Raw genomic sequence first — 11,701 nt, forward strand, 5'->3', positions numbered from 1 at the left:
CCTCATCGAGCTCAGAGGTGGTCGCCGCCTGCGGCGCTGGCGAAACCACGGACCCCGATCCCGCCGTCGACGGAGATCGCCTGACCCGTGATGGGGCCGCTCTGTTCACGTGCGGCCAGGAGGACGTAGGACCCGGTGAAGTCGCGTGGGTCGGTGCTGGAGTCGTGCAGGGGAATGGGCGGAGGCGGAGTGTCGGGGCCCTGTTTCGCGAAGGACGTCGACAGCGAGCGTCCGTCCAGGGAGAGGGCCTCGGGGCCGCGCAGGTCGGTGTTCATGCCTCCGCACGCGACGCCGTTGACGCGGACCTTGGGCGCGAGTTCGTAGGCGAGTTCGCGCATCAAGCCGAGACAGGCGTGCTTGCTGGCGGTGTAGAGAGGTCCGCCGCCGTTGACGTAGAAGGAGGCGTTGGACAGGGTCATGATGATGCTGCCGCGGGTCCTGACCAGTTCGGGCCAGGCGGCTGAGGCCGCGAGAAGGTAACCCTTGACGTTGACGGAGAAGATCTCGTCGAAGGCGGCGTCGAGTTCGTCCGCTGTCAGACGGGTGAGCTGGCGCTGGTAGTCCCATACCCCCGCGTTGGCGACGAGAGTGTCGAGCTTGCCGAAGCGGTCCACGGTGGCCGCGACGGCGTCCCGCAGGGAGGCGGAGTCCCTGACGTCGGCGACGACGGTGTGAAACCGTTCCGGTGTCCCCGAGGCCTCGACCATCCCGTTGAGACGCCTCTCGTTCCGGTCGACGATGGTGACGCAGGCTCCCTCGGCCACGAACCGCTCGGCGACCGCCCGCCCGAGGCCGGAACCGCCTCCGGTGATCAGTGTGCTGTATCCCTCCAGCCAGCCATTGCTCATGAGGTCCCCTCGGCGAGGAAGTCGCCGACGAGCCGCTCGAACTCACGCCGGCGCTCCAACTGCACCCAGTGGCCGCAGCGGCTGAAGACATGGAACTGGACGTCGCGGATCTGCTTGAGCATCAGCTGGGCGCCGTCGAGGGTGATGGTGCGGTCGTCACGGCCCCACAGCAGCAGGGTGGGAGCCTTGATCCTGTGCAGGTCGCGCCAGAGCGGGTCCATGCCGCCGCGGCGGGCGAAGGCGGCGTTGTAGAGGTGGTAGAAGGCGATGTGACTCTCGTCGAGGGAGGCCTCGTAGCGGGCCTTGATCACGTCGGGGCCGAACTGCTTGTGGTCGAAGACCATGGTGCGGATGAACGCGCCCATCTTCTTCTCGCTGGGGCCGGTGCCGTTGTAGTAGCGGAACATCTCCTTCTGGCCCTCGGTCGGGGTGGGGCCGAACGGCAGCCACCCGCCTCCGGGGGCCATCAGCACCAGGCGGGTCACGCGCTCGGGGCGCTGTTGGGCCATGGCGAGGGCGGCGGCGCCGCCGAGGCTGTTGCCGAGGAGGTGGAAGGTGTCCACGCCGAGCAAGTCCAGGGCCTGGAACAGGGCGTCGGTGGTGATCTCGGTGATCGACCTCTCGGCGAGGTCCTGTTCGGTGGGGCGGTAGCTGTCGCCGAAGCCCGGCTGGTCCGGCAGCAGGACCCGGAAGCGCTGTGCGAGTTCGGCCAGGTTCTGGTGGTAGTTGCTGATGCCGGAGGCCCCAGGCCCGCCGCCGTGCAGCATGACGAGCACCGGTCCCTGTCCGGTCTCCGCGACGGCGATCTCCCCGATCGAGGTGCTCACGCGGTGCTGTTCGAGTTCGATGTCGAGGTCGGTGTCGGTCACAGGATTCCCATCGGCAGGGCGGGGCGGGTGGTGGGAGCTCGGTCAGAAGAACGTGGAGATGTTCTTCGCCTGGAGGATGTTCTGGTCCAGCAGGATCGTGCGGCGCGCGACCTTCAGCCCGTCCGGCGTGCGGCGCAGGATGTCGGTGCGGCCGCCGGCGAACACGTTCTCCTCGCGCTCCAGGCGGTTGCGGTAGACCAGGAAGGCGGAGCGCACATGGAGGTCGCTCTCGGTGAAGTCCGGGTCGTCCTCGGGGTCGATGTGCCGAACCAGGACGTTGGTGACCAGGTGCCGCGTGCGGGAGGGCGGGTCCTCGGCCCAGGCCATGCCGGAGTCGAAGCGGCGGATGCGCCAGGCCAGACTCTCCTTGGTCTCGTCGTAGAACGCGGCCTCGCCTCGTGCCGCCACGGACAGCGCCTGCTGGCGGCGCAGCCGGTTGGTGCGGGTCGGCATCCAGTAGTCGAGGTCCTCGGCCAGCAGGTCCAGCCAGTCGGCGTAGCGGCCAGCGTCGAGGAGGTCGGCCTCCTCGTAGTAGAACTGCTCGACCTCGAAGTGGGTGGCGTGGTCGGCCCGCGTTCCCGCGCGGTGCCGGGTTGGTTCGGTGCTCGTGCTCACGGGGCCATTCGATCCTTTCCGGGCCTGCGGTCGGTACGGGCTGTTCCGTCCTGCGGCACGTCAGCCCCGCACGAGGGAGCGGAGGTTGACGGATGGGTCGGCCAGCCGACCGGGATCGGCCGGGACACGGCGGTCGATCAGTCGGCGGGCCGCGCGTACGGCGGCGGAGTCGTCGACGGCGGCCGCGGCGACCAGGTGTCCGTCCCGCAGCCCGAACACGGAGAAGGAGGCGTCGTCGAACGAGCCGCGGACGACGCTCTCGGCGGCGTAGGCCATGTGTCCCACGCCCTCGATGTGCCGGCCGTGCCGGTCGGTCCAGAACCACGAGGTGGTCACCGGTGGCAGCGGTGCGCCGAGGATGCTGGCGGCAGCACGGACTCCGTCCGTCTGCGCCGCTTCCCAGTGCTCGGCCCGTGGCAGCAGCACACCGTAGGCGTTCCGGGCCCTGGCCGGATCGCCCACGGCCAGAACGGCCGGGTTGGAGGTCACCTGTCCGGTGTCGACGACGATGCCCCGGTCGACCTTGAGCCCGGCCTGTTCGGCGAGGCCGGTGCGCGGCACCATGCCGACGCCCATCAGGACGGCGTCGTAGGTGTGCGCCGGGCCGCCGTCGGCGAACCGGGCCTCAATGCCGGCGGCGCCGAGGTCGGCGAAGGACTCCACCACCGTCTGCCGGGTCGTGACGCCGTTGCGGGCGTGCAGACCGTGGACCCACGCGGCGAGTTCGGGTCCGAGGACGGTGCTGAGCGGTACGGCCAGCGGGTCGACGAGGGTGACCTCGCAGCCCAGGCGTACGGCAGTGGAGGCGCTCTCCGCCCCGATCAGCCCGGCGCCGACGACCAGGAGCCGGGCGCCGGGGACCAGGGCGGAGCGCAGCCGGTTGGCGTCCTCGGCGGTGCGCAGCACATAGACGCGCGGACTGTACGAGCCCGGGATCGGTGGGCGGGCGGCGCCGGCTCCGGTGGCGAGCACCACGCGGTCGGCGCTCAGCAGCATGCCGTCCGAGAGCTCCAGCTTGCCCTCGCCCGGGCGCAGCGTGATGACGCTGGTGTTGCTGATCAGACGGATGCGCTGGTCGTCGTACCAGGACGGCTGCTGGAGGGCGATCTGTTCCAGGGTTCTGGCGCCGGAGAGGAAGTCCTTGGACAGCGGGGGGCGGTCGTAGGGGAACTCGCCGCCGTCGACGAGGGTGAGTTCGCCGTCGTAGCCCTGGGAACGCAGGGCGGCGGCGGCGCTCACGCCCGCGATGCCCCCGCCGACGATCACGACGCTCACGGCCTCTCCCCGGGGAAGAGCCAGACCTCGCCGTCGCGGACCTCGACCCGGTGCGGGCAGGCGTTCCGCGTCGCGGGCAGGCCCTGGACCTCGCCGCTCTTGAGGCAGAACTTGCTGGAGTGCAGGGGGCATTCGACGAAGCCGTCCTCGACCCAGCCCTCGGCGAGTGAGGCTGTTTCGTGGGTGCAGGTGTCGTCGAGGGCGTAGACGGTGTTGTCGGCGTCGCGCAGCAGGGCGATGTCGTCCGCCGTTCCGGTGACGGCCTTGTCGATCGCGAGGCCCTCGCCCTGCGGGATGTCCTCCAGGGACGCGACGCGGATGCCGTCGCTCATGATTGCTCCTCATGCCATGCGGGGGTGTTCATCAGCTCGCGCCAGTGGCCGTAGAAGGCCCGTCCGGCGGCGTCGCTGTACAGTTCGCTGGTGGTTCCGGGGTGACGGCCGTCCTCGCGCTCGGAGCCCAGGCCCATCTGGTAGTTGAGGGCGACGCCGTTGGTGATGAAGCCGTTCGCGACGGCCTGCACCTCGCTCCAGTTCTCGCCGTCGTCCTGCTCGAAGATCCCGCTGGGGCCGAAGGTGCGCAGGTTGTAGAGGCGTTGGGCCTCGCGGACCTCCTCGGGCATGGACCTGTCGACGATCGTCCAGGCCCAGACCTCCATCCTGTCGGGGCCCTTGGGGTGCCAGACCCTGATGGAGCCGTTGACGGGGAGATAGGAGAAGTTGGGGAAGACGGTGGCGTGGCCGTTGGTCAGCGGGCCTTCGACCCGCGCTTCGCCCAGCCGCTCGCGCAGGGCGTCGTAGTTGGTCCACTGGTGCACGGTCTGGGCGTCGAAGCGGTTCTTCGGATGGACCGGGAAGCCGGCGCCGTTGCCGTTCGCGTCGGAGTACTGGCGGCCGGAGCGGTGCACGACCTCGTCCTTGGGCTTCTTGCCGGTGGGGGAGAGCACCATGAGCGCCGAGGCGTGGCTCATGTTCACGTGGTACCAGTCGGTGGCGAACTGCTCGGCTGCCAGCTTCCAGTTGCCCTCCAGCACCCACTTGTGGACGCCGCCGACGACGACCGTGCCTTCCTCGTCGTGGTCGAGCATGGCGTCCATGTACCAGGCCATGTCGCCGAGCGACTCCCGCAGCGGGACGGGGGCCGGGTTCCAGGTGCCGAAGACCAGCCCGTGGTAGGTCTCCACGTGCGGGACCTCGACCAGTCCCCACTGCGTCTCGTCGAAGTCGGCGGGGTAGCCGCTCTTGTTCGGCACGCTCACCAGGGAGCCGTCCAGGTTGTAGGACCAGCCGTGGTAGGTGCAGGTGAAATTGCGGGTCTGCCCGAAGTCGGCACGGCACACGCGGGCGCCCCGGTGCCGGCAGGAATTCAGGTAGACGCGGATGCGGCGGGCTCGGTCGAGGGTGACGATGACCGGGTCCTCGCCCATGTAGGTGGTGAAGAAGTCGCCGGGCTTGTGGAACTGGTCGGTGTGCGCCAGGAAGAGCCAGCTGGGCGCGAAGACGCGGCGCAGTTCCTGCCGGTACAGGTTCTGGTCGGTGAAGACCACGCGGTCCAGCAGCCCGCCCTCGGTGTCGACGAGCCCGGAGACGTCGATGGTCCGTGCCAGGTCTGCCGGGCGCCGCAGGGCACCCCGCGGGGCCGGGGTGGCCGTGCCCTGAGGTTCGATCGTCGAGGTCATGCCCCTAGGTAACAACGGCAGGTCAGGGCGTATCCAACGGCTGTTCCGCTGTACGGCACACCCGCTGTCGGGGGCGGGGCCACGGCGGGGAGTGTGAAGCCATGCTTGCCGCAACCGCCGTCTCCCAGAGCGCCGCCGACCCGCTGGCCGGGCTCGTTCTGGACGACGTACCGAAGCCCGAGCCCCGGCCCGGCTGGTCCCTGGTCCGTGTCGTCGCGTCGTCGCTCAACATGCACGACCTGTGGACGCTGCGTGGCGTGGGCCACCCGGCCGAGCGGCTGCCCATTGTCCTCGGCTGCGACGCCGCGGGATACGACGAGAACGACAACCCCGTCCTGGTCCACCCTGTGATCGCCGACAGCGACACCGGACTGGGGGACGAGACGCTCGACCCGGGCCGGGCCCTGCTGTCCGAACGGCACAACGGCGCCTTCGCCGAGTACCTGTCCGTACCCACCAGGAACCTGATCCCCAAGCCCGACTGGCTCACCTTCGACGAGGCCGCCTGTCTGCCCGTCGCCTGGGGCACCGCCTACCGGATGCTCTTCACCCAGGCCGGGATCCGGGCGGGGGACCGGGTCCTCGTCCAGGGGGCGGGCGGCGGCGTCGCCTCCGCGGCGATTCGGCTCGCCGTCGCGGCCGGAGCCGTCGTCTACGCCACCAGCCGCAGCGACGAGAAGCGCGCCCGGGCCCTGAGCTGGGGCGCACGGGCGGCCGTGCGCACCGGTGATCGCCTTCCGGAACGGGTCGACGTGGTCATTGAGACGGTCGGCGAGGCCACCTGGTCGCATTCGCTGAAGGCCCTGCGGCCCGGCGGCACGATCGTGGTCGCGGGCGCCACCTCCGGTACCAATCCGCCCGCCGACCTCGGCCGGGTCTTCTACCTCCAGCAGCGAATCCTCGGCTCGACCGGTTGTACCCGCGCGGAACTGGTGGGCCTGCTGCGGCTGATGGACGCCACCGGTGTGCGGCCGGTGATCGACCGGACCCTGCCACTGGCGGAGATCCACAAAGGCTTCCAGCTCATGATCGACGGACGGGTCACCGGAAAGCTCGTCATCCACCCGCCCGTCCGGGAACGCGGACGGGAACCCGAAGGAGAGCAGTCGTGACCGCAGCCGCCGTCGGCCTGTCGCACTCCCCGCTGATCGGAAAGAACGACCCGGTGCCGGAGGTCCTCGCGGCCGTGGACGAAGCCGTCGGCCAGGCGCGTTCCTTCGTCCGCGACTTCGATCCCGAACTGGTCGTCCTGTACGCCCCCGACCACTACAACGGCTTCTTCTACAAGGAGATGCCCCCCTTCTGCCTGGCCACCGACGCCCAGGCGATCGGGGACTTCGGTTCCTCCTCGGGCCCCCTGTCGGTCGACCACGGCGCCGCCCGCGCGCTCGCCCGAGGCGTCCTCGACCGTGGGATCGACCTGACGGTGTCCGCCCGCATGACCGTTGACCACGGGTTCGTCCAGCCGCTGGAGGTCCTGTTCGGCGGGATCGACCAGGTCCCCGTCGTGCCCGTCTTCGTCAACGGCGTCGCCACCCCGCTCGGGCCGGTGAGCCGCATCCGCGCCCTGGGCCGGGCCGTCGGTCAGGCCGCCGCGGACCTGGGCCGCCGGGTCCTCTTTCTCGGCTCCGGCGGACTCTCCCACGACCCGCCCGTCCCGGTCCTGGACGGCGCCCCGCCGCGTGTCGCGGACGCACTCATCGAAGGGCACCCGCCCACTCCCGAACAGCGGGCCCGCGGCGAGCAGCGCGTCGTCCAGGCCGGCCGGGACTACGCGGCGGGCTCGACCTCGATGATCCCGATCAACCCCGCGTGGGACAACCTGGTCCTCGACACCCTGGAGAGCGGCCGACTGGCTGACGTGGACGCCTGGACCGTCGAGTGGATGGGCACCGAGGGCGGCGGCTCCGCTCACGAGGTCCGCACCTGGATCGCGGCGTTCGCCTCCCTCGCCGCCGTCGGCGAATACCGCATGACGTCCCGGTTCTACACACCCGTCCCGGAGTGGATCGCCGGCTTCGCCGTCGCCACCGCACAGCAGGAGCCGAGCCGATGACCGTACACCCCGACGCCGTCACCGCGGCGGCCGACCGGCTGGCGGAAGCGGCCGCCACGACGACGCCCTGCGCACCAGTGCGTGATCTGCTCGGCGCCACGGACCTGAAGGCCGCCTACGCCGTGCAGCAGCGGCTGGCCGCCCGGCGCCTGGCGGCGGGCGCCGTCGTCACCGGCCGTAAGATCGGCCTGACCTCGCCTGCCGTGCAGCGGCAGCTCGGCGTCGACCAGCCCGACTTCGGAGTCCTCTTCGCCGACATGGACGCCTCCGGCCCCGGGCCGGTGTCCACCGCACGGCTGCTCCAGCCCAAGGCGGAGGCGGAGATCGCCTTCGTGCTGGGCTCCGACCTCGACGGCGAGGCGCTGGACCTCGCCACCGTCCGCGCGGCCGTCGACCACGCGACACCGGCACTGGAGATCGTCGACAGCAGGGTCGCCGACTGGGACATCTCCATCACCGACACGATCGCCGACAACGGCTCCAGCGGCCTGTACGTCCTCGGCGACGCGGCGCTGCCGCTCGACGCGTTCGAGCCGCACGAGGCCGTCATGCGCATGTACGCCGACGGCGATCTCGTCTCCGAGGGCAGGGGCACCGACTGCCTGGGGGATCCGCTCAGCGCGCTGCTGTGGCTGGCGCGCGCCGCACGAGAGTACGGCGATCCGCTGCGGTCCGGCCAGGTGGTGCTCTCCGGCGCGCTCGGGCCGATGGTGAGCGTCCGTGACGGCGTCACCGTGCGTGCGGAGATCTCCGGCCTCGGCACGGTCGGTGCCACTTTCACGGACAAGGAGTCCTCATGAGCAAGACCAAGGTGGCCGTGATCGGCTCCGGCAACATCGGAACCGACCTGATGATCAAGGTGCTGCGGCTGTCCGAGACGCTGGAGATGGCGGCGATGGTCGGCATCGACCCCGACTCCGACGGTCTGGCCCGTGCCCGGCGTCTGAAAGTGCCCACCACGCACGAGGGCGTCGACGGCCTGATCCGCATGGACGGCTTCGACGAGATCGACATCGTCTTCGACGCCACCTCGGCCAAGGCGCACATCGCCAATGCCGCCGCGCTCACCCCTCACGGCAAGCGCTTGGTCGACCTGACCCCGGCCGCGATCGGCCCTTTCGTCGTCCCGCCGGTCAACCTGGACGAGAACCTGGACGCGGTCGACGTCAACATGGTCACCTGCGGCGGCCAGGCCACCATCCCCATTGTGCACGCCATCGCCCGGACGACTCCCGTGCCGTACGCGGAGATCGTCGCGTCCATCGCCTCGAAGTCGGCCGGCCCCGGTACCCGCGCCAATATCGATGAGTTCACGGAGACGACCTCGGCGGCGATCGAAGCAGTCGGCGGTGCCACGCGCGGCAAGGCGATCATCGTCCTCAACCCCGCCGAGCCCCCGCTGATCATGCGGGACACGGTGCTCTGCTTGATCGGCGACGCCGACCACGACGCGGTCCGCGCCTCCGTCGCCGACATGGCGGCCGAGGTGGCGAAGTACGTCCCCGGCTACCGACTCAAGCAGGACGTCCAGTTCACGCCCGTCTCGGACGACGAACCGGTGCACACCCTGCTACCCGCTGACGCACCCAAGGTGACCACCAAGGTCTCGGTCTTCCTGGAGGTGGAGGGCGCCGCCCACTACCTGCCCGCCTACGCAGGCAACCTCGACATCATGACGTCGGCCGCCCTGCGCACCGCCGAACGAATCGCCCAGCACGCCCGAACGGGGGCCGCCGCATGACCACCGACCTCTACGTCCAGGACGTCACCCTGCGGGACGGCATGCACGCCGTACGGCACCGCGTCGAACCCGACGACGTCCGACGGATCGTCTCCGCCCTCGACGCGGCCGGCGTCGACGCCATCGAGGTCGCCCATGGCGACGGACTGGCCGGCGGCTCGCTGAACTACGGCCCCGGCAGCCACACCGACTGGGAGTGGATCGAGGCCGCCGCGTCCGTCCTGAAGCGTGCCGTCCTCACCACTCTCCTGCTGCCCGGAATCGGCACCATCGAGGAACTGAAGCACGCCTACTCCCTGGGCGTCCGCTCGGTACGCGTCGCCACCCACTGCACCGAGGCCGACGTCTCCGCCCAGCACATCTCCACGGCTCGCGAACTGGGCATGGACGTCTCCGGCTTCCTGATGCTGAGCCACATGGCGCCCGCGGAGAAGCTCGCCGAGCAGGCGAAGCTGATGGAGTCCTACGGCGCCCACTGCGTGTACGTCACCGACTCCGGGGGGCGCCTCACCATGAACGGGGTACGCGAGAGGGTGCGGGCCTACCGTGCCGTCCTGCGGCCGGAGACCCAGATCGGCATCCACGCCCACCAGAACCTCTCTCTCGCGGTGGCCAACTCCGTCGTCGCCGTGGAGGAGGGGGTCACCAGAGTGGACGCCTCCCTCGCCGGGCACGGAGCGGGAGCCGGCAACTGCCCGATCGAGCCGTTCGTCGCCGTCGCCACGCTCAACGAGTGGAAGCACGGCTGCGACCTGTTCGCCCTCCAGGACGCAGCCGACGACATCGTCCGTCCGCTCCAGGACCGGCCGGTCCAGGTGGACCGCGAGACGCTCACCCTCGGGTACGCGGGCGTGTACTCCAGCTTCCTGCGGCACGCCGAGGCCGCCTCCCACCAGTACGGGGTCGACGTCCGCGACATTCTCCTCGAAGTCGGCCGCCGCCGGCTGGTCGGCGGCCAGGAGGACATGATCGTAGACATTGCGCTCGACCTGCTCGCAGCCGCGTCGGCCGCCTGAACGGGGCAGCGGCGGGCGCCATGACCACCGGCGTCCGCCGCTGCCTGCCCGTGCGCGCGGCCACGTCAGACGTCGTTGTACCGCAGGGGCCTCGGCAAGCGGGAGGGCCAGGCCCGGGACGCGGCGGCGGCGACCCGCCGTACGTCCCCACTCAGTCTCCGCGTGTCCGTCCGCGCGCGACGGCCGGCGACGGACAGCGCGGCGACCGGCCGGCCGCTTCTGCCGAGGACAGCCGCAGCCACACAGACCAGTCCGGGCTGGTACTCCTCGTCGTCGAACGCCACGCCCGTGCGCCGGATAAGGTCCAGCTCAGTGAGCAGTTCGTCCGGCCGATGGATCGTGCGGTCGGTGAACGACGCCAGCGGTTCGCCGAGGGCCCGCTCCACGGCTTCGGAATCGTAGGCGAGCAGCACTTTCCCCACAGCGGTCGCATGGGCGGGCAGGCGGCCTCCGATCCGTGAGGGCACGGGCGGGCTGCGGTGGCCGTACAGCTTGGCCAGGTAGACGACGTGAGTGTCGTTCAGCACCGACAGGTGCACGGTTTCCCTGGTCGCCTCGTACAGGTCGGACAGGTACGGGAGCAGCAGATCGCGGACACCGTCCGAATCAGGTGCGTAGACCGCGCGGCCGAGGTGGTGCAGACGCTCGCCGAGCCGGTAGTCGGTGCCCACGCGCTCCACAACGCCGTTGCGCTCCAGCATGCCCAGCACCCGGTGGGCGGTGGACTTGCTCAGCCGGGCCCGCCGTGCCAGTTCGGTCACTCCCGCGCCGTTGCTGGCCCGGTCGCCCAGGGCGACAAGAAGGCTGATGGCCTTGTCGACGGCGGCTCGGTCGTCACGCGCGTGGACGGCGAGGGTGGCAGTCATCATTTTCACCTCGGCTTCCGACGATGGCGTCACTTTCAGTGAACCATTCATCTAGCTTTACGTGACAAGCATGGGAACGCCACGCCCGTTCGTCAATAATGACGAGATGCACATTAAAAGTGACGACCAGGCTCATGAGAACGATCTCGTCGCGCGCAACGTGCGCCGCTTCCGGCTGGAACGTGCGATGTCCCTCGGGGAACTGTCCCGGCGCTCCGGGCTGTCCAAGCAGACGCTGTCGAAGATCGAGCGGGGCTCGGGCAACCCGACGGTGGAGACCTTGTCCCTGCTGGGCTCCGCTCTGGACGTACCGGCCCGGCGCCTGCTGACCGAATGGGGCACACCCGTGTATGTGCAGCGACAGGCCGAGGGGGAGTGGGCACAGGCACCCAACTGGTCGGAACGCGTCCTGGACGAGACCTACGGTTCGGGCTACGTCCGCACCCTCGTCCTGCGGCTCGAACGCGGAGACAAGGACCCGCAGCCGGTGGGCCCGCACGCCGCAGGGACGCTGCACCACCTCTACGTCGTCACCGGAAAGCTCCGCACCGGGCCGCTGAACGAGCCGGTCGACCTGGCCGCCGGCGACTTCGTGCGCTTCCCCGGTGACACCCCGCACCGGCACATCTGCCTGAGCGAACGGGTGGTCGCCCACATGGTCACCACGGTCCCGCAGGTCCGGCAGTTCGGCCCCACCGTGACGAAGGGCGGCGCTCCCGCCGCCCGCGTGTGACCAC

13 protein-coding genes are annotated in these 11,701 nt (G+C 70.3%); 6 read left to right on the top strand and 7 right to left on the bottom strand.

The window, feature by feature from the left end; all coding sequences use genetic code 11:
* Positions 1-11: 11 nt before the first annotated feature.
* The 6 genes from AB0O07_RS06440 to AB0O07_RS06465 are packed head-to-tail and all read right to left on the bottom strand — an operon-like array spanning position 12 to position 5,285.
* The gene (locus AB0O07_RS06440; protein ID WP_365627658.1) at positions 12-848 is read right to left on the bottom strand and encodes an SDR family NAD(P)-dependent oxidoreductase; all 837 of its coding nucleotides are present in this window, start codon (positions 846-848) and stop codon (positions 12-14) included.
* Positions 845-1,717, bottom strand: coding sequence for an alpha/beta fold hydrolase (locus AB0O07_RS06445; RefSeq protein WP_365627660.1), 873 nt, complete (start codon positions 1,715-1,717; stop codon positions 845-847). Before AB0O07_RS06445 ends, AB0O07_RS06440 begins: the two co-directional genes overlap by 4 nt.
* A gap of 42 nt (positions 1,718-1,759) precedes the next feature.
* Complete coding sequence (locus tag AB0O07_RS06450; protein ID WP_365627663.1) at positions 1,760-2,332, bottom strand: 3-phenylpropionate/cinnamic acid dioxygenase subunit beta; 573 nt, start codon at positions 2,330-2,332, stop codon at positions 1,760-1,762.
* Between the two features lie 60 nt (positions 2,333-2,392).
* The gene (locus AB0O07_RS06455) at positions 2,393-3,607 is read right to left on the bottom strand and encodes an FAD-dependent oxidoreductase (RefSeq protein WP_365627666.1); all 1,215 of its coding nucleotides are present in this window, start codon (positions 3,605-3,607) and stop codon (positions 2,393-2,395) included.
* Positions 3,604-3,939, bottom strand: a complete 336-nt coding sequence (locus AB0O07_RS06460; protein WP_365627669.1) for a non-heme iron oxygenase ferredoxin subunit — start codon at positions 3,937-3,939, stop codon at positions 3,604-3,606. Before AB0O07_RS06460 ends, AB0O07_RS06455 begins: the two co-directional genes overlap by 4 nt.
* Complete coding sequence (locus tag AB0O07_RS06465; RefSeq protein ID WP_365627672.1) at positions 3,936-5,285, bottom strand: aromatic ring-hydroxylating dioxygenase subunit alpha; 1,350 nt, start codon at positions 5,283-5,285, stop codon at positions 3,936-3,938. Before AB0O07_RS06465 ends, AB0O07_RS06460 begins: the two co-directional genes overlap by 4 nt.
* Positions 5,286-5,386: 101 nt before the next feature.
* Between AB0O07_RS06465 and AB0O07_RS06470 the strand changes: the two genes are divergently transcribed.
* From AB0O07_RS06470 to dmpG, 5 genes are read left to right on the top strand one after another with little or no spacing between them, the layout of a single operon-like run.
* Positions 5,387-6,397, top strand: a complete 1,011-nt coding sequence (locus AB0O07_RS06470; protein ID WP_365627674.1) for a zinc-binding dehydrogenase — start codon at positions 5,387-5,389, stop codon at positions 6,395-6,397.
* Complete coding sequence (locus AB0O07_RS06475; protein ID WP_365627677.1) at positions 6,394-7,341, top strand: 3-carboxyethylcatechol 2,3-dioxygenase; 948 nt, start codon at positions 6,394-6,396, stop codon at positions 7,339-7,341. Before AB0O07_RS06470 ends, AB0O07_RS06475 begins: the two co-directional genes overlap by 4 nt.
* The gene (locus tag AB0O07_RS06480) at positions 7,338-8,141 is read left to right on the top strand and encodes a fumarylacetoacetate hydrolase family protein (protein WP_365627680.1); all 804 of its coding nucleotides are present in this window, start codon (positions 7,338-7,340) and stop codon (positions 8,139-8,141) included. Before AB0O07_RS06475 ends, AB0O07_RS06480 begins: the two co-directional genes overlap by 4 nt.
* Positions 8,138-9,082, top strand: a complete 945-nt coding sequence (locus tag AB0O07_RS06485; protein WP_365627684.1) for an acetaldehyde dehydrogenase (acetylating) — start codon at positions 8,138-8,140, stop codon at positions 9,080-9,082. The genes AB0O07_RS06480 and AB0O07_RS06485 overlap by 4 nt, the downstream gene beginning before the upstream one ends.
* Positions 9,079-10,098: a 4-hydroxy-2-oxovalerate aldolase gene (gene dmpG, locus AB0O07_RS06490; RefSeq protein ID WP_365627687.1), complete on the top strand. Its 1,020-nt coding sequence runs from the start codon at positions 9,079-9,081 to the stop codon at positions 10,096-10,098. Before AB0O07_RS06485 ends, dmpG begins: the two co-directional genes overlap by 4 nt.
* Before the next feature lie 65 nt (positions 10,099-10,163).
* Here the strand turns inward: dmpG and AB0O07_RS06495 are convergent, their stop codons facing one another.
* Positions 10,164-10,964, bottom strand: coding sequence for an IclR family transcriptional regulator (locus tag AB0O07_RS06495; RefSeq protein ID WP_365627690.1), 801 nt, complete (start codon positions 10,962-10,964; stop codon positions 10,164-10,166).
* Between the two features lie 70 nt (positions 10,965-11,034).
* Between AB0O07_RS06495 and AB0O07_RS06500 the strand changes: the two genes are divergently transcribed.
* A complete protein-coding gene (locus AB0O07_RS06500; protein WP_365627693.1) occupies positions 11,035-11,697 on the top strand; it encodes an XRE family transcriptional regulator in 663 nt (220 codons plus the stop codon).
* Positions 11,698-11,701: the final 4 nt, after the last annotated feature.

It is taken from the genome of Streptomyces sp. NPDC093085 (assembly GCF_040683935.1).
Lineage (GTDB): Bacteria > Actinomycetota > Actinomycetes > Streptomycetales > Streptomycetaceae > Streptomyces.

Excerpts from the sequence above, each read along its gene's own strand:
- AB0O07_RS06440 (WP_365627658.1), bottom strand. The coding sequence starts at position 848 with ATGAGCAATGGCTGGCTGGAGGGATACAGCACACTGATCACCGGAGGC.
- AB0O07_RS06460 (WP_365627669.1), bottom strand. The coding sequence starts at position 3,939 with ATGAGCGACGGCATCCGCGTCGCGTCCCTGGAGGACATCCCGCAGGGC.
- AB0O07_RS06465 (WP_365627672.1), bottom strand. The coding sequence starts at position 5,285 with ATGACCTCGACGATCGAACCTCAGGGCACGGCCACCCCGGCCCCGCGG.
- AB0O07_RS06470 (WP_365627674.1), top strand. The coding sequence starts at position 5,387 with ATGCTTGCCGCAACCGCCGTCTCCCAGAGCGCCGCCGACCCGCTGGCC.
- AB0O07_RS06480 (WP_365627680.1), top strand. The coding sequence starts at position 7,338 with ATGACCGTACACCCCGACGCCGTCACCGCGGCGGCCGACCGGCTGGCG.
- AB0O07_RS06485 (WP_365627684.1), top strand. The coding sequence starts at position 8,138 with ATGAGCAAGACCAAGGTGGCCGTGATCGGCTCCGGCAACATCGGAACC.
- dmpG (WP_365627687.1), top strand. The coding sequence starts at position 9,079 with ATGACCACCGACCTCTACGTCCAGGACGTCACCCTGCGGGACGGCATG.
- AB0O07_RS06495 (WP_365627690.1), bottom strand. The coding sequence starts at position 10,964 with ATGACTGCCACCCTCGCCGTCCACGCGCGTGACGACCGAGCCGCCGTC.
- AB0O07_RS06500 (WP_365627693.1), top strand. The coding sequence starts at position 11,035 with ATGGGAACGCCACGCCCGTTCGTCAATAATGACGAGATGCACATTAAA.